The sequence below is a fragment of the Erythrobacter sp. YT30 genome, assembly GCF_001542875.1.
Lineage (GTDB): Bacteria > Pseudomonadota > Alphaproteobacteria > Sphingomonadales > Sphingomonadaceae > Erythrobacter.
Genome location: NZ_LMAF01000002.1, coordinates 1441129 through 1467199 on the forward strand (window position 1 = coordinate 1441129; position 26071 = coordinate 1467199).

28 protein-coding genes are annotated in these 26071 nt (G+C 57.7%); 7 read left to right on the top strand and 21 right to left on the bottom strand.

Annotated elements, in window-relative coordinates; all coding sequences use genetic code 11:
* Positions 1 to 37: 37 nt before the first annotated feature.
* The 3 genes from AUC45_RS11605 to acnA all read right to left on the bottom strand — a co-directional run bounded on the left by AUC45_RS11605 (position 38) and on the right by acnA (position 3878).
* On the bottom strand, positions 38 to 601 hold the full coding sequence (locus AUC45_RS11605; RefSeq protein WP_067602645.1) for a rhodanese-like domain-containing protein: 564 nt from the start codon (positions 599 to 601) through the stop codon (positions 38 to 40).
* A gap of 84 nt (positions 602 to 685) precedes the next feature.
* Complete coding sequence (locus AUC45_RS11610) at positions 686 to 1249, bottom strand: rhodanese-like domain-containing protein (RefSeq protein ID WP_197409558.1); 564 nt, start codon at positions 1247 to 1249, stop codon at positions 686 to 688.
* Entirely contained in the window at positions 1206 to 3878 is a 2673-nt protein-coding gene (gene acnA / locus AUC45_RS11615; protein ID WP_067603852.1) for an aconitate hydratase AcnA, read from the bottom strand. Before acnA ends, AUC45_RS11610 begins: the two co-directional genes overlap by 44 nt.
* Before the next feature lie 210 nt (positions 3879 to 4088).
* Here acnA and AUC45_RS11620 point away from each other — a divergent pair, with 210 nt between their 5' ends.
* Positions 4089 to 4244 carry a hypothetical protein gene (locus AUC45_RS11620; protein ID WP_156423836.1) on the top strand — a complete coding sequence of 52 codons (156 nt, stop codon included), beginning with the start codon at positions 4089 to 4091 and terminating at the stop codon, positions 4242 to 4244.
* Between the two features lie 136 nt (positions 4245 to 4380).
* Here AUC45_RS11620 and AUC45_RS11625 read toward each other — a convergent pair whose 3' ends face one another.
* A complete protein-coding gene (locus AUC45_RS11625) occupies positions 4381 to 5286 on the bottom strand; it encodes a DMT family transporter (protein WP_067602652.1) in 906 nt (301 codons plus the stop codon).
* Between the two features lie 223 nt (positions 5287 to 5509).
* Here AUC45_RS11625 and AUC45_RS11630 point away from each other — a divergent pair, with 223 nt between their 5' ends.
* Positions 5510 to 6934 carry a L,D-transpeptidase family protein gene (locus tag AUC45_RS11630; protein WP_082701101.1) on the top strand — a complete coding sequence of 475 codons (1425 nt, stop codon included), beginning with the start codon at positions 5510 to 5512 and terminating at the stop codon, positions 6932 to 6934.
* On the opposite strand, the gene AUC45_RS11635 is transcribed toward AUC45_RS11630, so the two are convergent.
* Together AUC45_RS11635 and AUC45_RS11640 are read right to left on the bottom strand one after the other, a co-directional pair.
* Positions 6931 to 7632, bottom strand: a complete 702-nt coding sequence (locus tag AUC45_RS11635) for a murein L,D-transpeptidase catalytic domain-containing protein (protein ID WP_067602655.1) — start codon at positions 7630 to 7632, stop codon at positions 6931 to 6933. The two genes, AUC45_RS11630 and AUC45_RS11635, sit on opposite strands and share 4 nt — an antisense overlap.
* 120 nt (positions 7633 to 7752) lie before the next feature.
* Positions 7753 to 9204 carry an NAD(P)-binding protein gene (locus AUC45_RS11640; RefSeq protein ID WP_067602659.1) on the bottom strand — a complete coding sequence of 484 codons (1452 nt, stop codon included), beginning with the start codon at positions 9202 to 9204 and terminating at the stop codon, positions 7753 to 7755.
* Between the two features lie 68 nt (positions 9205 to 9272).
* Between AUC45_RS11640 and AUC45_RS11645 the strand changes: the two genes are divergently transcribed.
* The gene (locus tag AUC45_RS11645; protein ID WP_197409559.1) at positions 9273 to 9944 is read left to right on the top strand and encodes a hypothetical protein; all 672 of its coding nucleotides are present in this window, start codon (positions 9273 to 9275) and stop codon (positions 9942 to 9944) included.
* Positions 9945 to 9966: 22 nt separating this feature from the next.
* On the opposite strand, the gene AUC45_RS11650 is transcribed toward AUC45_RS11645, so the two are convergent.
* The 8 genes from AUC45_RS11650 to AUC45_RS11685 all read right to left on the bottom strand — a co-directional run bounded on the left by AUC45_RS11650 (position 9967) and on the right by AUC45_RS11685 (position 15274).
* A complete protein-coding gene (locus tag AUC45_RS11650) occupies positions 9967 to 10515 on the bottom strand; it encodes a TIGR02281 family clan AA aspartic protease (protein WP_067602662.1) in 549 nt (182 codons plus the stop codon).
* A gap of 28 nt (positions 10516 to 10543) precedes the next feature.
* A complete protein-coding gene (locus AUC45_RS11655; protein ID WP_197409560.1) occupies positions 10544 to 11464 on the bottom strand; it encodes a histone deacetylase in 921 nt (306 codons plus the stop codon).
* A gap of 33 nt (positions 11465 to 11497) precedes the next feature.
* Positions 11498 to 12007, bottom strand: coding sequence for a thioredoxin family protein (locus tag AUC45_RS11660; RefSeq protein ID WP_067602667.1), 510 nt, complete (start codon positions 12005 to 12007; stop codon positions 11498 to 11500).
* Positions 12004 to 13155, bottom strand: a complete 1152-nt coding sequence (gene ispG, locus AUC45_RS11665; RefSeq protein ID WP_067603858.1) for a flavodoxin-dependent (E)-4-hydroxy-3-methylbut-2-enyl-diphosphate synthase — start codon at positions 13153 to 13155, stop codon at positions 12004 to 12006. The genes AUC45_RS11660 and ispG overlap by 4 nt, the downstream gene beginning before the upstream one ends.
* A gap of 82 nt (positions 13156 to 13237) precedes the next feature.
* Positions 13238 to 13900, bottom strand: a complete 663-nt coding sequence (locus AUC45_RS11670) for a DUF1109 domain-containing protein (RefSeq protein ID WP_067602670.1) — start codon at positions 13898 to 13900, stop codon at positions 13238 to 13240.
* A 1-nt stretch (position 13901) separates the two neighbouring features.
* The gene (locus tag AUC45_RS11675) at positions 13902 to 14432 is read right to left on the bottom strand and encodes a sigma-70 family RNA polymerase sigma factor (RefSeq protein ID WP_067602673.1); all 531 of its coding nucleotides are present in this window, start codon (positions 14430 to 14432) and stop codon (positions 13902 to 13904) included.
* A gap of 12 nt (positions 14433 to 14444) precedes the next feature.
* On the bottom strand, positions 14445 to 14918 hold the full coding sequence (locus AUC45_RS11680) for a DoxX family protein (protein ID WP_067602676.1): 474 nt from the start codon (positions 14916 to 14918) through the stop codon (positions 14445 to 14447).
* Positions 14919 to 14992: 74 nt separating this feature from the next.
* Positions 14993 to 15274, bottom strand: a complete 282-nt coding sequence (locus tag AUC45_RS11685) for a DUF2282 domain-containing protein (protein ID WP_067603860.1) — start codon at positions 15272 to 15274, stop codon at positions 14993 to 14995.
* 313 nt (positions 15275 to 15587) lie between these two features.
* Between AUC45_RS11685 and AUC45_RS11690 the strand changes: the two genes are divergently transcribed.
* From AUC45_RS11690 to AUC45_RS11700, 3 genes are read left to right on the top strand one after another with little or no spacing between them, the layout of a single operon-like run.
* Positions 15588 to 16460 carry a DUF692 domain-containing protein gene (locus AUC45_RS11690; protein WP_067602679.1) on the top strand — a complete coding sequence of 291 codons (873 nt, stop codon included), beginning with the start codon at positions 15588 to 15590 and terminating at the stop codon, positions 16458 to 16460.
* A complete protein-coding gene (locus AUC45_RS11695; protein ID WP_067602682.1) occupies positions 16457 to 17254 on the top strand; it encodes a DNA-binding domain-containing protein in 798 nt (265 codons plus the stop codon). Before AUC45_RS11690 ends, AUC45_RS11695 begins: the two co-directional genes overlap by 4 nt.
* A 46-nt stretch (positions 17255 to 17300) precedes the next feature.
* A complete protein-coding gene (locus AUC45_RS11700) occupies positions 17301 to 18239 on the top strand; it encodes an alpha/beta hydrolase fold domain-containing protein (RefSeq protein ID WP_067603862.1) in 939 nt (312 codons plus the stop codon).
* A 1-nt stretch (position 18240) separates the two neighbouring features.
* Here the strand turns inward: AUC45_RS11700 and AUC45_RS11705 are convergent, their stop codons facing one another.
* Positions 18241 to 19191, bottom strand: coding sequence for an SDR family NAD(P)-dependent oxidoreductase (locus tag AUC45_RS11705; protein ID WP_067602685.1), 951 nt, complete (start codon positions 19189 to 19191; stop codon positions 18241 to 18243).
* A 173-nt stretch (positions 19192 to 19364) separates the two neighbouring features.
* On the opposite strand from AUC45_RS11705, the gene AUC45_RS11710 reads away from it, so the two are divergent.
* Entirely contained in the window at positions 19365 to 20495 is a 1131-nt protein-coding gene (locus AUC45_RS11710) for an isoaspartyl peptidase/L-asparaginase (RefSeq protein ID WP_082701103.1), read from the top strand.
* Positions 20496 to 20498: 3 nt separating this feature from the next.
* On the opposite strand, the gene AUC45_RS11715 is transcribed toward AUC45_RS11710, so the two are convergent.
* The 6 genes from AUC45_RS11715 to AUC45_RS11740 all read right to left on the bottom strand — a co-directional run bounded on the left by AUC45_RS11715 (position 20499) and on the right by AUC45_RS11740 (position 26065).
* Positions 20499 to 21386: a fatty acid desaturase gene (locus AUC45_RS11715; protein ID WP_067602688.1), complete on the bottom strand. Its 888-nt coding sequence runs from the start codon at positions 21384 to 21386 to the stop codon at positions 20499 to 20501.
* Positions 21383 to 21577, bottom strand: coding sequence for a hypothetical protein (locus AUC45_RS11720; RefSeq protein ID WP_067602691.1), 195 nt, complete (start codon positions 21575 to 21577; stop codon positions 21383 to 21385). The genes AUC45_RS11715 and AUC45_RS11720 overlap by 4 nt, the downstream gene beginning before the upstream one ends.
* 90 nt (positions 21578 to 21667) lie before the next feature.
* Positions 21668 to 22624 carry a class A beta-lactamase gene (gene bla, locus AUC45_RS11725; protein ID WP_067602694.1) on the bottom strand — a complete coding sequence of 319 codons (957 nt, stop codon included), beginning with the start codon at positions 22622 to 22624 and terminating at the stop codon, positions 21668 to 21670.
* Positions 22621 to 23559, bottom strand: coding sequence for an RDD family protein (locus AUC45_RS11730; protein ID WP_067602697.1), 939 nt, complete (start codon positions 23557 to 23559; stop codon positions 22621 to 22623). Before AUC45_RS11730 ends, bla begins: the two co-directional genes overlap by 4 nt.
* Positions 23556 to 24707, bottom strand: a complete 1152-nt coding sequence (locus AUC45_RS11735; RefSeq protein WP_082701104.1) for a stage II sporulation protein M — start codon at positions 24705 to 24707, stop codon at positions 23556 to 23558. Before AUC45_RS11735 ends, AUC45_RS11730 begins: the two co-directional genes overlap by 4 nt.
* A complete protein-coding gene (locus tag AUC45_RS11740) occupies positions 24704 to 26065 on the bottom strand; it encodes a DUF58 domain-containing protein (RefSeq protein ID WP_067602700.1) in 1362 nt (453 codons plus the stop codon). Before AUC45_RS11740 ends, AUC45_RS11735 begins: the two co-directional genes overlap by 4 nt.
* Between the last annotated feature and the right edge of the window lie 6 nt (positions 26066 to 26071).

The window sequence follows — 26071 nt, forward strand, 5'->3', positions numbered from 1 at the left end:
CGGTAGGAAAAGCCGCCCTTTTCTTTTGCCAAGGCGCTTATTGCTGGCCCTGCTGTTCCAGCTGCGAGAGTTGCGCGCGGAACTGAGCCATTGGGGTCGTTCCCACCCATGCCACGTCAGCGGTCGTCACCGTTTCGCCCAACTCCCAGACATTGGTGTAGCCATATCCCACAAGATTGATGAAAGTCGGGATGTTGAGCGCCAGTGGCGCCTTCTTGAGCGGAATTGGCGAGACGTTGTCGCTGAAATTGTTGTTGCAATAAATCAGGATCATTCGGTCTTTGTTATCGCCAATGACCTTGCGCAACTTGTCCTCGGTGAAGTCTGAGAACGGCAGATTGACGGCACCATCAATGTGGCCTTGTTCAAAAGCGGCGACCGATCGGGTGTCGAGGATCAACGTGTCAGGTTTTGACGCGTAGGCTTCGAACAGTTCGAGAGGGACAAGCCGCTCTTGCCGGATTCCCGCTACTTCTTCGGTAAGCGCTGCAAAGCCTGCATAGTCGACTTCTTGCGCTTCATTGCTTTCACTTTGGGCGGAAATGGGTGACGCCACGATCGCGGATAGCAAAGCACCTGCCAGCAATACGGGTTTCGCCATGTCTCTTCCTCCTGACCTCACCGCGGATCATGAAGGAGGAGGTATGTCAGACAGATGAATGGACGAACGCTGCCCAATAAAGGTTTAGTCGGCGGGAAGCATGACGAGCTCATTATCCTGCGCCTGCCAAGCGAGAATGCCGCCCTCAAGATGAGTGGCTGGTTCGCCCGTATGTGCTGCCAGTCTCTCGGCAACCAGACCTGATCTGCGTCCAGACCTGCAATAAAGAATTATGGGGCGATCATCGCCCTCGCTCACGACTGCGGGATCAAAGCTTGCCATCGCAATGTGTTCAGCACCGGGAATGACACCGTCTGCGACTTCTTCGTCCCTGCGCACATCAATGAGACGGATATCGCCTCGCGCTACTATCGCCGCCAATTCATCGACACCGATGTCAATGATGCGGGCAGCCTGGGATGCTCTCGCTCCAGTATCCCTGCCATATTGCACGCTTTCGCTTGGCTCCGCGACTGACGCCAATTCAGGTAAAGGGAGGACGTCTGGAGCACCGTCCTTGTCATCCGATTGCGGCGCGCAGGCTGCGAGCGCCAGGCTTGAGAGCCCGCCACCGACTGCCAAGAAAGCGCGCCGCATCATCCGATCACGCAGCCAGCTTGCGAAGCACGTAATGGAGGATGCCGCCATTGCGGTAATATTCCATTTCGTTCGCTGTATCGATGCGGCAGAGCGCAGTGAAAGTGAAGCTGGTGCCATCGCCGCGAGTGACGTCGATTTCCAGTTGCTGACCAGGCGTGAGGTCCGCGAGACCCTTGATGCAGAATGTGCAATCCGCATCGAGGTTCAGCGTCTCACGAGTGTCACCGCCGGTGAACTGCAGTGGAAGAACGCCCATACCGACAAGGTTTGAGCGGTGAATGCGTTCAAAGCTTTCAACGATGACCGCGCGCACGCCCAAAAGGATCGTGCCCTTTGCGGCCCAGTCGCGTGAAGAGCCCGTGCCGTATTCCTTGCCGCCCACGACGATCAGCGGGGTGCCGTCCGCCTTGTGCTTCATCGCCGCGTCGTAAATCGGCATTTGTTCGCCGTTGTATGTTGTTACGCCGCCTTCAACGCCGGGGACCATTTCGTTCTTGATGCGGATATTGGCGAAAGTGCCGCGCATCATCACGTCATGGTTGCCGCGGCGCGAGCCGTATGAATTGAAGTCCTTCTTCGCGACCTGATTGCTCTTCAAGTATTCGCCTGCGGGCGAGTCTTCCTTGATTGCGCCGGCCGGTGAGATGTGGTCGGTCGTGACGGAATCGCCCAGAACCGCGAGCGGTTTGGCGTTCACGATATCTTCAACCGGAGCAGGCTCCATGCCCATGCCCTCAAAGTAGGGCGGATTGGCGACATAGGTGCTGCCTGCGCGCCACTGATAGGTGTCGGATGGTTCTACCGTGATTGCCTGCCAGTGCTCATCGCCATCATAGACGTTGGCATAACGGCTTTCGAACATCGAACGGTCGATATTTGCTGCGCGGTGTTCGGCAATTTCTGCGTTGCTTGGCCACAGATCGGCAAGCATCACGTCATTGCCTTCTTTATCCTGACCAAGCGGAGTGGTGGTGATGTCTTCGGTGACGGTGCCTTTCAGCGCATAGGCGACTACGAGCGGCGGCGATGCGAGGAAGTTGGCGCGCACGTCCTGGCTGACGCGCCCTTCGAAGTTGCGGTTTCCTGAGAGCACCGACGCAGCGACGATATCGTTACCGTTGATTGCCTTGCTGATCGGCGGGGCGAGCGGGCCTGAATTGCCGATGCAGGTCGTGCAGCCGTAACCGACGAGGTCAAAGCCGATAGCGTCGAGATCGTCCTGAAGCCCGGATTTCACGAGGTAATCGGTGACCACCTGGCTTCCCGGTGCAAGCGATGTCTTTACCCAGGGCTTGGGCTGCATGCCGCGCTCGTTTGCCTTTTTGGCGACAAGGCCGGCGGCGATCAGCACATCGGGGTTGGAAGTGTTTGTGCAGCTGGTGATTGCCGCGATCACGACGTCACCATCGCCAATATCGTGATCTTTCCCTTCGACTGCCGTGCGGACGGGAGCTTCTTTCTTGTAGACCTTGGCAAGATCGCCGTTGAACAGCTCGTCCACCTCAGGGAGGATCACGCGATCCTGCGGGCGCTTCGGTCCGGCAAGACTTGGGACGACGCTTGCGACGTCGAGCTCGAGGGTGTTCGAGAATACAGGCTCGTGCGCCGGATCGAACCACATACCCTGTTCTTTGGCATAGGCTTCAACAAGAGCGATATTCTCTTCGCTGCGGCCCGTGAGGCGCAGGTAATCGATGGTCTTGTCATCGATGCCGAAGAACCCGCACGTTGCGCCATATTCGGGCGCCATGTTGGCGATGGTTGCGCGATCAGCGAGGGTCAGATTGGCAACGCCTTCGCCATAGAATTCAACGAAACGGCCAACCACGCCGACTTCGCGCAGCATTTGCACGCAGGTCAGGACAAGGTCAGTCGCGGTAACGCCTTCGGCCATCTTGCCGGTCAGTTTGAAGCCGACGACTTCAGGGATCAGCATCGAGATCGGCTGGCCGAGCATTGCGGCTTCAGCTTCAATCCCGCCAACACCCCAACCGAGCACGCCAAGACCGTTGATCATCGTTGTGTGCGAATCGGTGCCGACGCAAGTGTCAGGATAGGCGACCATTTCGCCGTTCTCATCCGCGCTCGACCAGATGCCTTGCGCGATGTGTTCTAGGTTTACCTGGTGGCAGATGCCGGTTCCGGGAGGCACGGCTGAGAAGTTTTCAAAGCTCTTCGATCCCCATTTGAGGAAGTCATACCGCTCAGCGTTGCGCTCATATTCGAGCGCCATATTGGCTTCCATCGCTTTGGGGTGGCCAAATTCGTCGACCATGACCGAGTGGTCGATCACGAGGTTGACGGGCACCTGCGGATTGATCTTTGCCGTGTCGCCGCCCAGCTCCTTGATCGCATCGCGCATAGCTGCAAGGTCAACAACGCAAGGAACGCCGGTGAAATCCTGTAGAAGCACGCGCGCAGGGCGGTACTGGATTTCGTTGCCTGTTTTGGGATTTTGCTGCCAGTCGACGATTGCCTGGATGTGCTCTTTGCCAACCGTGAAGCCTTCATCTTCAAAACGCAGCAGGTTTTCGAGCAGCACTTTCATCGAGATCGGCAGCTTCGACACATCACCCATCTGCTCTGATGCCTTGGCGAGCGAATAGTAAGCGTACTGCTTGCCGTTTACGTCAAGCGTTGAACGGGTGGCGAGCGTGTCCTTGCCGATAGCTGTCATAGCGTCGAATTTCCCTTTGGCTTTGTTTTGGAGCGCCAAATCCCAATGGCGCGTAAGTGCTCGGATCACCTGCGCTTTCATGGGCGCGAGGTCAAGAGCGGTATTTGCCGCGCGCGCCCGGGTGAAATGTTACCAGAGTTTACTACCGCTTTGCGTCAATGCCGTGGCAAACCTTTGCGTGTTGTGAAGCGCGGGGAGGAGTCGCACAGCATGGGTACAGACGAGGACGCGCCGGCTCAGAAAAACAGCCTTTGGGCAGGTTTGATGGCCGCGGTCATGCTGGTCGGCTTCTGTTTCACAATCGCCCTCGTGACGTCGGGAAATGCGTCGATAGCGGCCACTTCCGAGCCGCAGTCTGCAGACTGACAGTCACGAGGGCACTCTCTCGGGTACGCATTAGTTGAGGAAAGAATCGCGTTTCCAACCCTGACCAAGGAAACGCGACGCCGGGGTGGCCGCTTTATGCAGCCGCCCCGGTTTTATTTTGAGCTGCGGTTTTGGTCTATGCCGGTTCTGTTTGTGGCTGCTTCGCCGATGACGCACGCGCCACAATCCAGCAACCCGAAACAATAAGCGCCGTTCCCGCAAGGGTGGTGAGCGTCACGCTCTCCCCAAAGAAAAGCCAGCCGAAAATGCTTGCCCAGGCAAATCCTGAATATTCAATCGGAACCAAGGCCTGCGCTTCTGCGCGGGCATAGGCCCATGCGATCGCCATCGCGCCCAAAACGGTAAGCAATCCTGCGGCCGCGATATCGCTCGCAATGGCAGTGGGCGGACTGATCCATAGAAAAGGCGCGAAGAGCAACAGGACAAGACCGCCAATGCCGCTGTGAAAGGTCGCAATTTCCAATGGGCCTGCAACCTGCGACTGGCGGCGGATCACCACGAAATTGTAGGCATAGAGCAGGGCGGAGAAAAGCAGGGATGTCATGCCAAGCGCAGCATCTTCATCAAAAGAACCATCGCCCATGCGCCCGCCGATGATCACGAGCGTTCCGGCAAACCCTAAAAGGCTGGCAAATACCGCGGCGCGCTTGATCTCCTCGCCCAGCAGAATACGTGCGAGATAGAGCGCAAGCAGCGGCGCGACGAAGCTTAATGCAATAGCTTCTGCGAGAGGCAGCTTGGTGAGCGCGAAGAAAAAGCTCAGAGCCATGAAGGCGGAAATGATGCCGCGTTCAAGATGCAGCTTCATAACCGGCCGACTGGGCCATTTGGGTCGGCGGACGAGCCATATGGGTGCGATTATAGCGGTCGCGGCCAGCGATCTTAGAACGGTCGCCGTATAGGCGCCTGCTTCCAGCGCCGCATCCTTCATGAATGCATCCATCAGCGACAGAAATCCGACGCCAGCAAAGGCTGCAAACAGAGCTGCGATGGGAGAATGGCTGGCGGAAGGCGCTTGCATTGGCGTTCCCCCTAACCGTCAGCGACAGCAAGGTCACGCGCGCATCTTCTGACAATCCGACTTATATGCGCGATAAACGGAATAAATGTGCAGGATTCAGGCGATTGTAAGGCAATCTGGTTGATAGTCGCGGCGCAGAAAGGATATATCTCGCCTCACTGGATCGGAATTGCGTCCTTGGCTGCAGGTTCGGTTGAGGGTTGGGATAATTAGGTAAGGCACTATGCGAATTTGGACGGGCACTGGCACTGGTGTGGGCTTGGGTAAGCTCCATGGCCTCAATGGACTGACGAAGAGCGGCCTTGCTGGCGCGGCATTGCTGACTGGCGTATCGACTTTTTCAGGTGTTGCCATCGCTCAAGAAGCCGAAGCAGATGCGCAAGCGAGCGAGGAAATCACCCAGGAGGTCACTGCGCCTGCCATGATTTCGGAGCCGATCATCCAGGGCGGCCTCGAAGAACCCGCGCCTTTGGTGCAGGAATGGAGCGTCGAGAACGCACAAAGCCTGATCGCCGTGATCGAAGGGATCGCTTCAGAAGGGCTCGATCCGGCTGACTATGATCTGCAAGCCCTGCAAACCGCGATTGCGTCGGGTCCGTCGGCTGAACTTAACCAGATAGCGTCCAGAAATTTCGGCTGGTTGGTCGAAGATCTGCGCGATGGCCGCACACCGCAAGATGCTCGCAAGCAATGGTTTGTGGTTGATCCGGATCGCGAGACCTATCGCACTGGAGATCTGCTGACGAAAGCGCTTGAAACGGGCGATGTTGCGGGAACCCTGATGGAGCTCAACCCCTCCCATCCCGATTACGCCATGCTGAAAGCCGAACTGGCTGCGACCCCCGAAACCGAGACTGCGAAGCGTAAGCTGATCCGCGCGAACATGGATCGCTGGCGCTGGCTGGGGCGCGATCTTGGCAAGATCTACCTGATCAGCAATGTGCCCGAATATCAGCTGCGACTCACCGTTGGTGACAGGATCATCAAGAGTTATCGCACGATCGTGGGCAAGCCTGGCCGCACCGCGACACCGCAGCTAGCAGAGGATGTTTCAGGCGTTGTCTTCAACCCCACATGGACCGTTCCGCAATCCATCGTCAAAGGTGAAGGACTGGGCCAGCGCGTGCTTAACAATCCTGGCTGGGCAAAGGCCAAGGGATACAAGGCGACTAAGGGCGCAAATGGCTGGATCACTGTGGTGCAGCAGCCCGGGCCGACCAATTCGCTTGGCCGGATGAAGCTCGAAATGCCCAACCCGCACGCAATTTTCTTCCACGACACACCCTCGCGCCACCTGTTCGACAAGGCCGATCGTGCGCTCAGCCATGGCTGCATTCGCACCGAAAGCGCGTTGGAAGTTGCCATGATGGTTGCGATCCTCGGCAAAGGCGCGACCAAGGAAGAAGCCGTCGAAATCTCAACTTCGGGCGAATACACCAAGGTGATGAATGAGCGGAAACTGCCCGCTTACATCACGTATTTCACCATGGCGACCGATGTGAACGGCGAGATGACGACGTTCAAGGACATTTATGACCGCGACGCTCCCGTTCTGGCGAGCCTCGAAAAACCGCGCGAACGTGATCGCAGCTATGAGATTGATGACGAGATTATCGTGATCGAGAATAACCCTCTGGCAGAGGGTTAAAACGCGCCCGGATTATGCCGCTGCATCGCGCTCGGCCTTTCGGGTTGGAGTGTTTTGAACTGCGGGCCTTGGGCAAGGCTGCCGTCCTCCATCAGACCAAGGCTGTCGGCGTAGATCAGGCGTCCGCCCGATAGCTGCAGGAGCGCCTTGCGAAAATCCTCAGCACCCAGCGCAAAGCAGCCATTGGAGCGGCCCAGCCTGCCCCAGCGTTCGACATGCGAAGGTTCGGCATAAGCGGCTTGGTGCATCACGATATAGCGGCGCAAGGCAGCGTCGTTGGTTGGATCGAGCCCGCCCAAGCGCACCGATGTGCCATACCGGCCCTGATACCATTCCCATGTGACATAGGCGCCCTTGCTTGTCGCATTGGAGCCTTCGACATTGGAGTAATTGTTGAGCCAGCCATCATGCTCTGGATCAGAGCCGCGGCCATGCGCGACATGATACGATTCCACGAATTGAAAATTCAGGTTCACAAAGTGAAAGCGCGGAAGCGAGGAGTGGAGGCCATAATCGGCAATGCCGACGATATCGCGCTTCCAGATGTGTTCGCCCACTCGGCTGAGCTCACGCGCAGCAATTTCAAAAAGCTTGCGATCGCGCAGGGAGCCCTTTGCCGGTTGCGCAGCAAGCTTGGCGGGCAACGTAAGCGCTGCACCGGCGGCCAAAGTGCCTTTGAGAAGATCGCGTCTTTTCATGGTGTCACAATATATAGCAAGAGTATGAGGTTCCCGTGAACGTCAAAATAGGCAGCCCTCCACAGAGCATTTTCCCATTTTGGGACATTTTCTGACCCGCTTGCGGCACGTCTAATTTCCTCATGCAGCCCCTTCGTGGATTGCCTTGGCCTTCATGCCGAGCGCGATGACGCCCGGCATGTTGTCGCGGATTTTCTTACCCACACTGGCAAACTGGGCGAGCCGCGGGTCGTTCTCTTCCATCATTTTCGCGATTGCAGGCCCTGTTGGGTGCAAGCGGCATCGCGCGTTGAATTCATTGGTCTTTTCATTGTTCGACAGAATACCCGTGCTCATCAAATTGGCCATAACCGCATAAGGATAAGTATCGGTGCTGTCGGTCAGCGGAGCGGGGGGAAGAAGGTTGTTCTTTTCCTCATCAGTGTCAAAATTCGCCTCAACAAATGCCGCCAAGGCTGCGCTGTAGGGCACAAACGGTGTCTGCGCGAGTTGCAGCGTAATCGTATCTCCATCGAAGAATGGACGTGTATTTGCGCGCGCTTCAAATGGGACAGCGCTTGCGGTGCAATCGATGAAAAGCGTGTTTTCCGGAAGGCTGACCGTTTCCTCGCCAAAGTGCATCTTGCCGGGCTCAATGCTGGTGACGCGGCCCTGCCTGAAGACCTGCTTGATGCCGCGCAGCATCTCGACTTCGCCTTCTGAAATAACTGCGAAATGGAACATCTTGGGCGTGACGTCCTCATCGAGCCGCAGCATCACGCCGCGTTCGCCGAGTTTGGCCAGCATTTCATCGCCGTTTTCCGATCCATTCGCGCACTCGACCAGTGCGACCTGAAAATCGATCAACCCCTCAAGGCCTGCATGGGCCGGTTGCAACAGCTTGCGGTTGAACATCCAACTGTCGCGCGGTCGCACCCAGCCGATCTTGTCCGGGGCAACGCCCGCTTCAAGCAACCATACGCCCGTGTCCATCGCCGTCTTGCCGGCGCCGATGATAATGTAGTGATCGGGCAAATTCTCGGCGTGCTGCCATAAAGCTGGAAGGTCTGCAGGCGTTGCGAACCGCGTTCCTGGCGCAATCTCAAAGCCGGGCGTGTGCGTTGTGGGCACAGATGTCTGAAAGAATGTGCCATCCACCAGCTTGCGCCGGACTTTGATGGTCTGCTCTTCGCCCGACAGGATCCCTTTGACGCGGTGTTCGCCTTCATTGCCGCTCTCGTATGAGGTGAGCGGGTAATAGGATACGCGACCGCTCGGGATCATGTGGTCCATCATCAGCTTGTGATAATAGGCAAGAATTTCTGCATGTTTCGCAAGGGGATACATGCCTTTATTGTGCCCATGCGTATCGACACGGTCCGGGCACATTTCCATGGAAGCAACGCCGTATGTTGCGCTCGGTTGGTGCAGAGCGACAAAGGGATAGGCATCATTCCAGTGCCCGCCGGGCCGCGCGTGCTTATCGACGATTGTGATGTGGCAATCAGGATCTTCTTCAAGGAGTGTATCAGCAAAGGCCAGGCCTACAGCGCCAGCGCCTATCACCAGATAATCGGTTTCCAGATCGGCCATATCGCGTCTATCCTTCCTTGCGACGTGTTAGGCCGCGCTAATGCAAATAGCGCTTTGGGGGAAGTGAAATGGATACGCGGATGCTGTTCGGTTTGGGCGCGGCGGCGATGATGACGGTTCTTCCCGCCTGTGCTGCTTCGGTCCAAGCCGATGGAGGTGAGACTGCGGCAGCGGTTGCACCTTCGCAGCTTGATGCTGCGCCAGCGAGTGCACCGTCGCCCAAGCCCTCCCCTCAACCGCCTGCACCAAGCGAGGTCACTCCGTCTCCCTATCCGGAATTGCGCGAGCTCACCGTTGTTCGCAGCAGCCGGACCGACACTCCTGAAACTGTGACCGTCGAAGCAGCGGAAATTCCTGCCGAGCCGACCAAAATTCTCGATCCGACCATGGCGGAAAGACTGTTCGGGAACACGGGAGTAACCCTGCAATGGATCAGCTGGGAGGAACGTGGTCCGACCTGGGTCGCGGTGGACGAAAATGGCTACTGGATGCTTTTAGGTGGTCAAGAAGGCACGGACGGCGGCAACCTCGATATTGAGGGTTTTATCACCGAGATCGGCCCTGACTATTTCCTCTACGATGGCACCATCAAGATTACCGGCACACCAGATGAAGAGCGGCGCTGCAATGTCAGCAAAAGAGGATGGCGCTTTGCCATCACCCAGAACCGCAAATATTGGCGGCTGCGCGATTTTAACTGGTGCGATGGGCTGACCGATTACGTCGATATCTACTTTTGATGGAGCGCAATGCGCCGATCCGTTACCGTGCGCGCATGACCATTCTATCGTTCTCAATCTCGACCTTGCCGATTTGCGAAAGATAGGATTGGCCAAGCAGCGAAATATCAAGGCCTTGCGGGATCACGACCGCGTCGACATTTTGCCGCTCCATGCCGCCAATCTCAACCTGGCTGAGCGTGACCGGAACTCCGTACACCGCGCCGCTTGCGCCTGATCCGATATGGCGCACTTCGCTTTCGTCCCAATGGACACCCGCTGCCCGCGCGTCCCTACCGGTCAAGGCGATCACGCTTGCCCCGGTATCCACCAGCATACGCATGTTTGATCCATCGATCGTGGCGTTGGCGTAGAAGTGTCCGTCTCGCTCTCGCGAAAGGATGTGCTCTCCGCCGAAGCCGCCTGAGCCGGAATTCGTGGCAAAAGTCTTGTTGCTTGACGCGGAGAAGGGCGAAGCGTTGGCTGTTTCAGTAGCGGGCTCAGAACCCGCGCTTTCGTCGTCTCCGAAAGGGACGATAAGCACGGCAAAACCGCAAATGACTGCCGCAAAGATGATGGTTCGTTGTAGCATCGTGTCCCTCGAGCTTAGCGCACGATACTTAAAGCTCCCTAAAGGGATGGCTAACCTGATTTTTTTTGGGCACTGGCGGCGCGAAATCGGCATTGCGCGCTGCCATGGTGAGCATGGATCGGGCGTGGCGCGCGGCGACTTCGTGTTGATCGCCATATCCGCCGCCCAGAGCCGATGCGATCGGCAGCCCGCGCGAGCGCGCGGCTTCCAAAACGTAAGTATCGCGCCGTTCCAGTCCCTCATCGCTCAGCGCAAGCCGGCCTAGCTTGTCGTCATTATGAGGATCGACGCCAGCTTGATAGAGCACAAGGTCCGGTGCGAATTCAGTAAGAATGCGGGGAATGTTGCGATCTAACGCCTCGATATAGCCATCATCATCTAGGCCATCTGGCAGCGCGATATCGAGATTTGATCTGGCTTTACGCACCGGGAAGTTCTTTTCTGCATGCATTGAAAGCGTGAAGATATCCTCGCGTCCCGCCGTGAGGCTGGCAGTGCCGTCGCCCTGGTGCACATCGCAATCAATAATCAGGATGCGGCGCGCATCGCCTTCAGCAATGAGGCGATTGGATGCGACGGCCAGATCATTGAACACGCAGTATCCCGCACCGGTGTCAGCTAGCGCGTGATGGCTGCCTGCAGCAGAATTTGCTGCATAGCCATGCCGCAGGGCGAGCTGGGCAGCGAGCCAGGTGCCCCCATTGGTGTGGCGAACCCGGTCTCTGATGCGCTCTGTCACCGGAAAGCCGATGCGGCGCTCCTTTTCGCGCGGCACCTGAGCCCGGAACACTTCATCGACGTAGGTGGGATCGTGCACCGCTTCGAGCCATTCGCGCGGCATCGCTTCTGGTGCGTGTTCGGTGATGAGAGCGCCGGATGAGCGCAATTGCTCCATCACGAGGTAGTATTTATCGAACCGAAAAGTGCCCCGCGTTGGCTGCGGCGCCATGTAATCAGCGTGGTGGACGACGTGGAGCAGAGCTTATGCCGCCTTGTCCGCGAGCATGGCGAGCTCATCGTAAATCGCGTCTTCCTCGCGGCTTGCAGCGTTCCGCCAGGTGCTCGCGGTGTCAGCGTTCAGGAGCATGCCGTCAGCACTCAGCACCAGCACGCTCGGCGTTCCGGGCAGATCTTGGAGCCCGAAGCGCTTTGCCAATTCGAGATTATGACCATCGCCGCTTTGAGGCATGCCTACATTGACGAAGACCAATTCGTATTTTGCGTCGATTAAGGCTTCGAACCGATCAGTTGCCAGCCACCCTGCCAAAGCGCGGCTGTCGTGGCACCAGTTCGCGCCCATCACCAATAGGACGCGCTTGTTGGCCTTCGCCGCACGGGCGAGGGCGGCATCGACATTGGCGCTCGCATTGGGCGAAACCACATAGGATTCTGCTTCGGGATAATCGTGGGCAGGCGATGCCATGCCGGTCAGCGCAACGCCTCCTGCCAGAATGAACGCCGCGAACACTCCGCTCAATAGGGCTTTGATCACTCAGCTGCTTCCGTGGCCGCTTCCGCGGCGTGTGGGTCAAATGCCACTTCGTCACCCGCTTCGATCTTGGCGGCTTTTTCTTCAACCAGCTTTACGATGTGATCGAGCATGGCTTCATCATCGATTGCGTGTGCTTTCATGCCGGAGAGGTAAACCATGTGCTTGCCATTACCGCCGCCGGTGAGGCCGATGTCGGTTTCGCGCGCTTCGCCCGGGCCATTGACGACACAGCCAAGGACCGAAAGCGACATGGGCGTCTTGATGTGCTCAAGCCGCTTTTCCAGCGTTTCAACCGTACGGATCACGTCAAAACCCTGACGCGAGCAGCTGGGGCAGGAAACAACACGAACTCCGCGTGTGCGCAGGCCCAATGCCTTGAGCATCTCGTATCCGACTTTCACCTCTTCCTCAGGTTCAGCTGAAAGCGAAACGCGGATTGTGTCGCCAATGCCTGCCCAAAGAAGCGAGCCCATACCGATCGAGGATTTGACAGTCCCGCCGATCAATCCGCCAGCCTCGGTAATGCCGAGGTGGAGTGGGCAATCCACTGCGTCGGCAAGCCCATGATAGGCAGCGACGGCTAGGAACACATCGGAGGCTTTGACTGCCACCTTGAATTCGTGAAAGTCGTGATCCTGTAAAAGCTTGATATGATCCAATGCGCTCTCAATAAGCGCTTCGGGGCAAGGCTCACCGTATTTTTCGAGAAGGTCTTTCTCAAGGCTGCCTGCATTCACTCCGATCCGGATCGCGCAGCCATTGGCTTTCGCTGCGCGCACCACTTCGGCCACGCGTTCAGCAGAGCCGATATTGCCGGGATTGATGCGAAGACACGCCGCGCCGCCATCGGCAGCCTCAAGAGCGCGTTTATAATGAAAGTGGATGTCGGCAACGACCGGGATATTGGCCGCGCGGGTGATCAACGGGAAGGCAGCGGTTGCCTCTTCAGTCGGGCATGACACGCGAATGATATCACAGCCGACCTCTTCGCAACGTCGGATCTGATCGATCGTTGCCGCTGCGTCTTCTGTAGGGGTGTTGGTCATGGTTTGGACGGTGATGGGTGCATCGCCGCCAACGGGCACATCGCCCACCATGATCTGACGGCAGTGCCGCCTTTCGATATCGCGCCAGGGTCTCACAGACATGGCGTCCATATAGTCGCGTCAAAGTGAAGGGGCAATGACATGCGTTAAGCCGCTGCCCCTTGCTCAGATTCAGTGTTCGAAATTACCAACGGATCAGAGGCGGGACCACGATACGTGCGACCAGTGCTGATATCAGAACCGGTGCAACATGCACGATGCCGACATGGCCGACCCCATCAAGCGGGCAGGTAATGCCATAGGCAAGCGATCCGAACGCACCTGCAGATAGGCCAGTCAGCCAAGCAGAACGTTCAATCGATACGGGCGCTCCGCGGCGCAGCCACACAATCGCAGCAAGGCCCACTAGGACAGATGCGCAAAGGCCGTACGCTGCGCATTCCCAATAGGACACGGCAGGGTCAGCAAAGCTGGTCGCATGATCGTGACCAGCTTCGACCGACAGCAGGGTGATAAGCGCAGCGATTGGCATCACGGCCAGCATTGCAGCGCTCCAGAAAGGGGCATTCCCGCGCGTTCCAACACGAGGCAGAGCGCCGCCGACCAGTCCGACCATGCTCGCGCTTCCCAGAACCGCAAGAAGCCCATTGGTGATCCAGAAAAACGCCGATGCCTCACCGTTCAGCATCCCCGGCCAAAACTCAAAGATCGCAATCGATGCGAGCGCTGCTGCAAGGGTCGCAAACACAATCAGCAGCATACCATCGCGCGGCTTGACCCGAGCTACCGGGGTCAAATCGTCGCTCAAGGCAGCGATCAGGTCTGCGCGGTTCGAATACTTTTCCATTTTACTCAGCTTCCTCAACCAGCGTGGCCAGCTTTTTAAGGCCGCGATGGATATTAACTTTTACCAGGCTTTCGCTCTGCCCGGTCTTTTCGGCGGCTTCGCGGATCGAGAGCCCGCCGATTTTCACCATTTCGATCACTTCAGCCTGCTTTTCCGGGATTTGAACAAACAGCCGATCAAGGCTGATGCGCGCCAGGACAACATCTTCTTCGCTGTCATCTACGGCGTCGTCTTCCATCAGTTCCTTGGCATCGTGCTTGTACACTTTGCGCAGGTGATCCACCCAGCGATAGCGCGCAATGGCTGAAAGCCATGGGAGAAAAGCTCTTGCTGGATCCCATGTCGCGCGCTTGGTGTAGAACGCAATGAGCACTTCCTGCACCAGATCATCGATCTGATGCGGCGGGACCCGGCGGCGAAAATACCGCTCAAGCCACACCCCTACCTCGGTAAGCAACACGTTGGCGGCAGCTTTATCGCCGTCCTGTGCTGCCACCATGAGGCGGGAAAAAGTGGGTTCGTCAGCGATCATCTTGGTGCAATCTTATGCAGACTTCGCAGGGAACAGTCGATCGGTTACGCGATCAAGCGCAAACAGACCACCGCCGCGAGAGATCAGGACCAGTGCCAAAGCGATCGGAGTGATTGCCCAGCCCCAGAAGTGATCACCGGTGGGGAATACAAAGAACTGGATCACCAAAGTCATGATCATCAGCGACACCGCAGAAAAGCGGGTGAACAGGCCGACGAACAGCAAGAGGGGGAACGCAAATTCTGCGTATGTGGCCATCGGAACGGCAAGATCGGTGGGGATTGGCAGACCCGAAAACTCGTTTTCAAAGATGAAATACTGCGTCTCATCGATTTCAAGCAAGGTGCCTTCGACAACCTTGGTCTTGTAGGAACGCCAGAAAACCAATGCGAGCGCGATGCGCGCTAGCAAGAGCCCGACGCTTTCCATGAATGTGCCCGACAAAAAGCCGACCAATCCGCGATACATTGAAACGATACTGTTCATTGAAACCTCCTAGTCGAGCGGGGCGGCGATGCTTTTTTGTGCCTGAACATCGCCGCCGATGCTCTCATTCTTGATTACCGTTTGATCGGCTTCAAAGAGCCGTTGCCTTTGGGCGTTTTGATCTTCATGCAGCTGCCTTTATCGACATATTTCCAGGCATTGCCCTGATAGTCTTTGGTCGATGTGCCAGCACAGCTTGTGCCCGGACCAGCGGCGCAATCATTCTTGCCTGCCTTGGCTACGCCGTAACACTTCTCTTTCGCGCCTTGGGCTGCGACAGGGGTTGTGGCGAGGCCTGCTGCGATACCTGCGGTAAGGGCAAGGCCAGCAAAATTAGCGATAGTCTTCGTGTTCATCATTGGTCTCCAAAACTCTTTTCAGCGTACCCGGCGAGATAGCCGGTGCTGACTGGCCATTCGCTGGGCTATGGCGAGCGGTTACAATTCGAGCACATTTTTTTGATTTGCTGCACGATCAGGCGTGGCCGTGATCGCGTACAATGCGCAGCGTGATCTGCTGCATCCCCTCCCTTCTTGTGCGCACTGTAACGCGTTGAGGTGAAATGCCGAAATGCCTTTTGCGAAGCGCGAATAGCTGCCGAGCGACAATGGCCAAAATCGCAGTTCACTTTGCAAAGAATTTTGCCAAGAATGCTGATAGGAACACGTTATGAAACAACAATCGAATGAGATCGATGTCTTTGGCGGGTTCGGCCTTGGCTTTCGATCTGCGCACTATTCCGATTTTCTCGACGCGCCCGAAGAAGAGCGGGTGCCGGTCGATTTTCTCGAAGTCATCAGCGAAAATTACATGATTGATGGCGGTCGGCAGCTGCGCATTCTGGAACAGGCGCGCGCGCTCTATCCGGTGATTTTGCACGGGGTCTCAATGTCGATTGGTTCGGCTGACGGATTGAACCGCGAATACCTTACCCGGCTGCGCGCATTGGCAGACCGTATTGAGCCGCTATGGGTGTCTGATCACCTATGCTGGACGCGGACGAGCGCGCATAACAGCCACGATCTTTTGCCCATGCCGCTTAGCGAGCAGGCATTGCAGGTGGTTTGCGACAATATCGATGCTGCGCAGGAAGCGCTGGGCCGCGCGATGCTGTTTGAAAACCCCTCAAGCTACCTCACCTTTCCGGGAGATGAGATGAGTGAGTGGGAATTCTTGAGCGAAATGGCGCGCCGGACAGGGTGCTATCTGCTGCTTGACGTGAACAACATCTATGTCTCTGCGCAAAATCACGGCTTTTCCGCGCATGATTATCTTAAGGGCCTACCGCTTGATCGCGTGCGGCAGATCCATCTCGCGGGGCATGATCCAGCAACGCCAGAGCGTGATATCATCATCGACACGCACGATCGCGAGGTTTGCGACGATGTTTGGGCGCTTTATGCTGATGCCATCGCAATGCTCCCGGGGCCCGTTGCAACGATGATCGAGCGGGACGACAACATCCCCCCGCTTTCCGAGCTTCTCAGCGAATTGGACCGCGCTCGCGGGATTGCCCGCGAAAGCTTGCTGGAGCCAGCGTGAGCGACACCGCCTCTGATTTAGCCGAAACCCAGGCCGCGTTTATGCGCGCGATTCTGGATGATGGCGCGCCCCTGCCCGCAGGCTGGGGCAATCGCCAGGCAGCGGGCATGGCGGTCTATCGCGGGAACTATCGCTCAGCGGTGATGGATGCGCTTGCAAGCAGCTTTGAACGCACCGCGCGCTATGTTGGCGATGATGCGTTTCGGCAGGCGAGCATGCATCACGTGATTTCTCATCCTCCCTCGCATTGGACGATTGAAGCTGTGGGGGCGGGATTTGATGCGACATGCGCTGAGCTGTTTGGTGATAATCCAGAGGTCGCTGAACTTGCCTGGCTCGAATGGGCGATGCTGGAGGCGTCTTCTGCCGCTGATCATGAACCTTTGCCCGCAGCCGAATTTGCCGCTGCCTCTGCAGACTTTGCGGATGATGATTGGGCCAATCTCAAGCTGACATTCACACCGCGCAGCACCGCCCGGATTGTGGAGCACGATCTGGCAGGCATATGGCGCTCGCTTGATGCCGAAAGCGACAACCCGGCTGCTCCATCAGAGCAAGGCCAGCGCGGAGTGCTTGTTTGGCGCGAGGGTGAAACGCCCACCTTTCTTATCATCGCGCCAGACAATGCGCGTGCATTTATGGCGATGCAGAACGGCGCAAGCTATGGCGATCTCATTGGTCTTTTGGCGGGCGACAATCCTGACGGGGAAGCCATCCAAAATGCAGCGATGAAAGCTGGCGGGATGCTCGGCGAGTGGCTCAATGAAGGGCTCGTTCTCGCATTCGAGACTTGACTTGGGGGCCACTCGCTTCACTCTTCCGCTCAAGGGAGAAAACAAGATGCTAACCGCGACAACGACGCAAGTGCGCACAGAAAAGGCAAGCTTTCTGCTTAAGGCGATCAAATGGATCATGTCGCGGCGCAAGCCTGTTTTCCCGCATTCGGCATCCGAATTTCAAACCTACATGGCCACCAGAAAGCTGCCCCGCGATGCAGCCATGCCTCCAAAAATGGCGAAGAAATATGATGTGATCTGGTGGGAAGCGGCAGGGCAAAAGGTCGTCACGTTGCACCCAAAGTCCGGCCATGGCGAATGGCACATGCTGTATTTCCACGGCGGCGGGTTCGTGCTGCCGATGTTCAAGGAGCACTGGCCGCTTGTCGCCGCGATGATCGATCAGTGCGGGGTCAGCATTACCGTGCCGCTTTACGATGTGGTGCCCGAAAGCTCCCATGAAGCGCAGGATGCGCTGGCGTATGAGATTTATGACAAACTGGCCGAGCAGCATGACTCATCCAAGATCATCCTAAATGGCGATAGCGCTGGTGGGCATATGGCATTGGCGCTCGCTTTGCGGCTGGTACGCACGGGCGACATCATGCCCGGAAAGCTGGCGCTGTTTGCCCCGTGGCTTGATTTGACCCTGAAAGACCCCGCAATTGCCGAGGTCGAGCCGAACGACTTCATGCTCAAGATCGGCACGCTGCGTGAATGCGGCAAGTTGTTCGCAGGAGGCCGCGATCCGGCAAGCGCTGAATGCAGCCCGCTTTATGCCTCGTCTGAGGACCTTTCGAAGCTGCCACCAACGCGCATCTGGACGGGTCAGCATGATCTTTTTATCGTGGACTCGCGCACTTTCAGCGCCCGGCTCAATCAGCTTGGCGTTGATGCAATGCTGTACGAATTTGCCCAAGCCCCGCACGTGTTCATGGCGGTAACCCCAACCCGCGAGGCGAAGGATACGTTCGCGCTGTTGAGCGAATTTCTGGCCGAGTAGTTCAGCTGCTGAATTGGGTTCCGGTCATCACCTCGCTCAGCGCCCACAGTCTGTTCGCCGTGTCGGGATCGATCGCATAGCTGCGCACACCGCTGTTGCGGCTTTCATCATCGACCTCTGCCACATGGCAATCCTCGCAATAGACACCGCCTTTGCCTTCAAGCTCGTCAGCGGTCGCAGCCCAGCATGAAGTGGCCGCGCCTTGGGCTTCGGTCTTCCATTGGAAATTCGGATCGCTCGCCATGATGTTCGCCATCAAGCCTTCCTGCATTTTCTCATCCATGTGGCGTCCGAGATTGGTGTTGATCCCGCCCGGATGCACGGCATAGGCGTGGATGCCCTTGTCAGCGAAGCGCTGCTCCAAACCCACTGTGAAGAGCACGTTGGCGGTCTTCGAATGGCCATAGCTGAGGAAGGGTTCGTAATCGCGATTTTCGAAATTGGGATCGTCGAGGTGGACAGGCGCAATATGATGGCCGCGGCTCGACAGGTTGACGATGCGCTTGTCATCGCCTGCTTCGACCAGGGGCATCAATTCCCTGGTCAGCACAAAATGGCCAAGGTGATTGGTGCCGAACTGGTTTTCAAAACCGTCCTTTGTGTGCGTCTTGGGCGTCGCCATGACGCCAGCATTGTTGATGAGGATATCAATCGCCTCAAACCGCTCGCGCGCTTCGGCCCCGCATGCACGCACGCTTTCAAGTGAGCTGAGATCGCAGACAATGGTGTCGAGCTTTGCATCGGGATGGGAAGAGGTGATCTCCTGCACCGCTGTATCAAGCGTATCCTGATTGCGCCCGGCTAGTATGATTTCAGCGCCTTTCGCTGCCATGGCGCGCACCGTTTCCTTGCCAAGCCCAGATGTCGCACCCGTTACGAACACCCGCGTGCCGGTTAGATCCTTGCCTTCAAGCACCTCGTCCGTCGTGCTCGTCTTGCCAAATGCGCTCATCTTTATGCTCTCCAATAGCTTGCGCCGTCAGGTAGCATTGGAGATGCAGCGCGTCATTCGCGAATGTGCGATGGCGGCGGCCTGATCTCCTCTTGCCGCGGGTGCGGGGGTGAATTACGTCTTCTCCTACGTTTGATCACTTAACCGACCACGCCGATAAAAGGCCGATACCCATGACCGTTCTGCGCGACACTCGAATTGCAGCTGCTGCCTTGATCACTTTGACTGCATTGTTCGCAATGTTTGCTGCGCCCGCAACAGCACAAGATAAACAGCCCGAGCCTGAGTCGGAGCCCAAATGGTCTATCGCGATCCATGGCGGGGCAGGCACTATCCGGCGCGAGGACACGACGCCCGAACAGGTCGCCCAGTACGAGGCGGCATTGCAGAAAGCCTTGGATGAAGGCGCAGCGATTCTGGCGGAAGGCGGCACCTCGATGGATGCAATCAAGGCCGCGATTGTGCTGATGGAGGATGAGCCGCTGTTCAATGCCGGGCGCGGGGCGGTGTTTACCTGGGAAGGCGAAAATGAGCTCGATGCCTCGATCATGGACGGGCGCGATCGCAGCGCTGGCGCGGTAGCCGGAGTGAAATCGATCAAGAACCCGATCCTGCTTGCCGATGAAGTGCGCACTGATAGCCCGCATGTTTTCCTGAGCGGTGCAGGCGCAGAGCAATTTGCAAACGAAAAAGGCCTGGAGACGGCCCCGCCAGAATGGTTTGCCACCGAAGCGCGCAGGCAGTCTTTGGAACGCATGAAAGCGGATGCTTTATCTGCGCTCGATGTGGATCTGAAGTTCGGCACGGTTGGCGCTGTGGCGTTGGATCAGGATGGCAATCTCGCCGCCGGGACTTCAACCGGCGGAATGACAGGAAAGCGGTGGGGCCGCATTGGTGATGCCCCAGTGATTGGCGCAGGCACCTATGCCGACAATCGCAGCTGCGCTCTGTCTGCAACGGGCTGGGGCGAGTACTTTATCCGCGTGGGCGTTGCGCACGAGATTTGCGCGCGGCTCCGCATGGAGGTGTCAGGCTGGACGGTTTATGCTCCTGCTGACGAGGAAATCGATCTCGAAGCTTATGCCGTCAATCGAGCGCAGGATATCGCAGACTCCGTGATGGCCGAAGTCAAAGAGTTGGGCGGCGATGGCGGTATCATCCTTGTGACGCACACCGGTGATGCGCTCTTCAGCTTCAACACGGCGGGCATGTATCGCGGCCGCGCGACGAGCGAAGGTGTGAATGAAGTCGCGATCTTTGGCGGTGAAGAAAGCGAAGAGGCGTCCGAAACGCCCGATCACTGATCGCTAAAGCTCTTCAATCCGGCAGCCGCGCGCTTCCAGAATAGGGCGCATTTCCCAGTACGCCATCGGTGTCCGGTAAAGCGGTATATAGGGATGCAGGTGATGCACGATGTGAAACTGCATCCCCATCGATCCGATATTGCCAAGCTTTGATCGCCAGCTGCGCGTGTTGCGATAGCGGCCCTGCTCAGCGCCCGGATGATGCGGCGCCCATGACAGGAAGAAGATAATATAGGTGATGGCAATCTGATAAGGCAGCCACCAAAGGAAGAGCGCTTCCAGCGCATATCCATTCCAGGCGAGTGCACTAAGGATCGCAATGTGCCCGAGCTTGTAAGCAAGACTAAGCACGATCAGATCGGTGCGCCCGGCGCGGGTTAGCGCGGCGGCATAATCGCGATTGCGCTTCGCACGAGGCTGGCGCTGGGCGATGATACCCCACAAGGCGTGCCACGGGCCGGGTGCGTTCACGGTGATATCGACATCCAGTTCAGGATCGTTGGTGTGCCTGTGATGATCGAGATGGGTGACACGCAGAACCTCAAACGGATAGACAATCATCCAGCTGGTTGAATGGCCCACCAATTCATTGAGCCAGCGCAGCTTTGTGCCGGGCCTAGCAATGATATCGTGCTGCGCCTCATGGGTGGGCAGGTAGACGAGCGCCATGTTGGCGCATGCAATGGGGAAAGCCACCCAAAGCGGCATCAGTCCGGTAAAGACAAGCGGCCAAAGGCTCAGCCAGACCGCCATATTTGCGAACGCCCAGACCACGGCTCCCCATGGGAACATGCCCGAATGCTTGCGCGCGATCTTGAGTTCGAGCCGTCTGAGCTCGGCATCAGAAAGCTGCGACAGATCATCGGGAAGGATGGCGGAATGGGCGTTCATATCCAGCGCCCCGTGATCGTAGCGATCAATCCCCATGTGCCGCCGACAATCAGCGCAAAGGTGAGAGAGGCAAGGCCGAATGGTGCGGCAATTCCGATAGCCGCCATCCCCTGATCAATGACGGGCACCAGAAAGGCAAAAGCAAAGATCAGCGGCAGGATGCCAGCAATGATTTTGAGCGCGCGTTCCACAATCCTATCCCCCCAAGAAGCGAAGGATAGCAAATTGCAACGGATTGGAAAGTCCCGCTGGCACCGACGTGCCGAACTCCGGATCGCGGACTAAAAGGGATTGATTTTTGAGAAGCGATAATCGCCCAGCACGAAATCTGAAATGATCTTGCCAACCTGGGCAAGCGTGGCCTCAGAGGCAGGGTCGATGCTGTCATGCGTCTCACGGGCGCGGTAATACGTGGCGAACGTGATGGGCGGGCGCGGTGTGTCGCCTTTTTGTGGGGCCTCGGCAAAGCCGATATCGACGTAAAGGCTGCCCATGCCCGGCCAGAATGAAGTGCCAGTCTTGTCGCCCGCAACCCATCCTTCTTCAAGCCCGGCGCGAACACGCCGTACGCCGGTGGGTGTGTCGATCATCCACTGTTTGAGTATGGCCCGCTCTGCATCGGGCAGAGCATCGCCGTAAATCAGCTTTGCGACGGTGCGCGCCATCGCCGCCGGTGTCGTCGTATCGCGCACTTCGGTGACGGGCACATTGTTGAGCGCTGGCTCTGTGCGATCAAGGCGGCTCACATCATCGCCAATGGATCGCCAGAAACCGGTAAGCGCTGCTGGCCCACCCAATTCGCGCAGCAGGATATTGGCTGCAGCGTTATCTGAGTACTTCTGCGTGAACTCAGCAAGCTCCAGCATGGTCGCGCCTTCATCCAGCCTTTGTGTGGTGAACGGCGAGACGAACATCAGATCATCCTCGCTCCACCGAATAAGCTTGTTGCCATCGATTTCACCTGCGGCATTGGCGCTCAAAATCTTGGCGGCGAGTGAGAGCTTAAATGACGAGCAATGACCAAATCGCCTGTCCTGATTGAGACCTATTGAAAGGCCGCTTGCCGCATCGAACAGCTCTGCACCCAGGGTACCGCCCGCATTCGCCTCGATGATGCGCATGCGCGACTGGAGCCGTCCTAGCGGGCTTTGATCGGGCGGCAAGCATCCTGAAAGGCCAAGTGCCAGACCAGAGCCGATTGCCATGCGGCGAGTGAAGTTGGGCACGGAATTGCTCATGAATACTTGTCCGCCTTGCGTTTGCCGAACCGCATATCACCTTCAAGTTTTGCGCGCAGCTGTGCGTAGAACGCTTCAAGGAAAGCGCGTTCATCGCCAGCGCCCGGATCCCAGCCTATTTTGCGGCAAATCGTTTCATGCACAGCGGCAAGCGCTTCGGGCTCTGCTTCACGCAGCATCCGCTCCAATGTCTGCAATTCGCGTTCGCCATAGATCGACAATTCTTCATCGCCAAAATCATACCGTACGCCGGTGACATGGCTCGTTCCGCGAGCTGCGCCTTGGGTCGAAAGAGTTTCGGCAAGCTTGGTGCGCGGTGCTTCGACAACCCAGGTGCCCGCGATGATATCGCCTGCTCGCAAGGCATCCTTGTTGAAGAAGGGGAAGAGCAGGAAGACGAAAAACCAGATAGTCGCAGCCCAGATAGTGCCGCCCATATCTTCTTGGAATGAGCTCATGAGGGCAAGTACGATTATGAAAACGATGGGATAGAATATCTCGATATCGCGCAAGAGATTGCGCGCGATCACGGCTTCGGGTGTGAGGCGCGCGCCGCCATGTGCGGCTACTCTGATGCCCACCGCACGCTTGCCCAAAGTTGCGCCGCGCGGGCCCAGTTCCTGTGCGAGGAAGTAGCCGTACCAGACCACGAAGCCGGTTAGGATGCCGATGATGGCGATAAACTCGCGGGCATTCGACGCCTGCGTCTCATCAACGACGACCCCATCGTCGAACAATCCTCCTGCGATCATATCAATGACCCAGCTCACTACGATCACTCCGAACAGCAGGATAAGAAAATCGAGAATGAGCGCGCCAGCCCGTGCGCCGCGCGAAGCTACCACTATGGGCACTGCGATCCCTTCAGGCGTGATTAGGGTGCGCTCGCGTTTGTTGACGCCGCCAACAGGGGTGATGCCGGTGCGTGCGTTCATCCGCTCGCTCCCACTGGACGCGGCCGGTACAGGTAGAAATAGGCAAGCCAGAAGGCGAGCATCATCCCGCCAATCATGAAGCGGCTTTGCGCACCGTCGACCAATTGCCGCGGGAATGCTTCGAGAAGGGCGGCTGCAACCATCATCAAGACAACGCCGACCATGACGACCGCGCCGCGCTGGCCAGCTTCCGACGCCGCCTTAAGAACAGTGCGATTGCCCGGAAACGCCATGGATCGCCCGATGTGAAGACCTGCTGCACCCGATAGCAGGATACCGAAAAACTCGGTCGTGCCATGAACGCTCAGCCAGGCTGCGAACTCGACCTCCAGCCCTTGCCCCGCAAACAGCCACATCATCGCGCCCAGCAAGGCGAGGTTGTAAATGAGCAGCATCAGCGTCGGGATGCCAAATGCAAAGCCCAGCGCAAAGGCGAAGATACAAACGGCGGCATTGTTGCTGAAGAGGCTGGCGGCAAAGACCGACAGCCCGCCCGCATCTTGCTCTACCGCAAGCGTTTCAGCCAAAGCCTCCCGGCTTGCGCCTGGGACGCGGGCATCGAGGAATTGAGTTGGGACGAGGCGGTAATACCACTCAACATCGCGAACCACGAGCAGCCAGCCAACGATCGCGCCTGCTACCATCACGAACAGCGCAATGCAGCATTCAAGCCAGATTTCGCGAACGGCGCGGCTCCACCCACCTAGGAAAAAGTCACGCAGCCAGCCAATCAGACCCTTTCTCGGGCCGTAGACCTGAAACCATGCCCGCTGAACGAGGCTTTCAAGGTATACGAGCGTTGCTGCATCGAGCGATGTTTCGCGCGCGACGGAAAGACTGGAGGCTGCCGTTCGGTAGAGTGTCGGAAGCGCGAGCAGATCGTCATCGCTGATCCGCCGCAATCCGCCGCGCTCCATGCGTTGCACGATGTCTTCCAGCCGGCGCCAATCGCCCTCGCGCTCCAACCGGAAGCGGTCTGATCGCAAGGCAGCGCTTTCAATATCTGCAGGCGCTGCAATTTCGCTTTTGCCGAAAAAGCTGGCGAACCGCCCTCTCGATTTGGCGGGCGTCGCTGCACCCGCAGCCTCTTCTTGAGGAGCCGGGGCGCCTGGGATGGCGTCTGGGTTCTTGGTCGCAGGCCGGTTCATCCGATGGCCTCTGAATTCTTGATTTCGAAATAGCGGTCAATCAGGCGATAGCCGATCTGATTCCACGGCGCCTCTATCACATCGACACCCATCCGGCGCAGGCGCTGAAGCACGATCGAACGCTGCGTCGCCAGCGTATCGGCAGTGACGGAGCGAGCCATTGTGGCAATGTCGCCAGGTTCTTCGTTGATGAGTTCTTCAAGCTCGCTGTCGGCGATAGTGACAAACAGAACGAGGTGCTTGTCAACCAGTCGCCCGATGCTCTCGATCATCAATTCCGCCGCCGTCGGATCGGTGAAATCGGAGAAGAGGACGATCAGCGAGCGCCTTTGAAGTTTCGCGGTAAGTGTCGCGAGGGCGAGAGTGAAATTGGGCTCGGTTGCCTCGTAGTCGAGGCCTGCTGCTGCACTTTGCAAACGATGAAAAGCGCGCGCATCGCTTACGAACGGAGTCATGATCTGCGGGCGTTGAGCAAAGCCGAAAAGCGAGACCTTGTCCGAGCTTTTAAGAGCGACAAATGCGCAGGTCAGTGCGGCTGTGACCGCGCGATCAATCCGGGGCATGCCATCGACGGGTTCGCACATCGCCTGACCGCAATCGAAGGCGAAGACGATCTGATTGTTGCGCTCACTTTCGTTCTCGCGGGCATAGAGGTGAACATGGCGCGCGCTGGCTTTCCAGTCGATCCGGCGGCGATCCATGCCGGCTTCGTATTCGGTCAGCGACTCAAATTGCGTGCCTTCGCCTCTGATACGCCGAGCAATGAGGCCCGTTTGTGCATCGCGCAGGAAGGTTTGCAATTCCTTGCTGCGAACAGGTGACAGATCGGGCCATATCCGGATTTCGGTGTCGAGCGCGCGGCTCGCATTGCGCGCGCCAAGGCCCAAAGGCCCAGACCAGCGAAGCCATGCGCGCGTGACGTCTGCCGTTCCGCGACGTTCGGGTTTCAGCTCAACCGAGCCTGCCTGCCCGCTGTCAAACCGATCACTTTCAAGCGTGAATTCAGCGCGGCCAGCATTGCCAAGGCGCGGATCAAATTCGAGCGCTGCGCGAACATTGGCGCGCGATCCTCTTTTGAAGTGCGCAGTGACTTTGACGGGCGTTGGCTGGCCCACTTCCGCGTCTGATGGCGCGCTCACCTCCCAATGTTCGACATTGCCGGCGAGATAGGCGTCGAACAGGATCAACACAAACAACGCCGCTGCCGCGATCGGCGCAATCAGCCAAAGCGCAGGCGTGGTCGCTGCGATCACCACCGCGACGGGCGCGAAGCCTGCGATTGTCCATGCCGCCCGCTCTGTGGGGACGACAGGGAAAGGAGGCAGCTTGGCCAGAAAGGCAGGGCGGGATAGCGCCATTGAGTG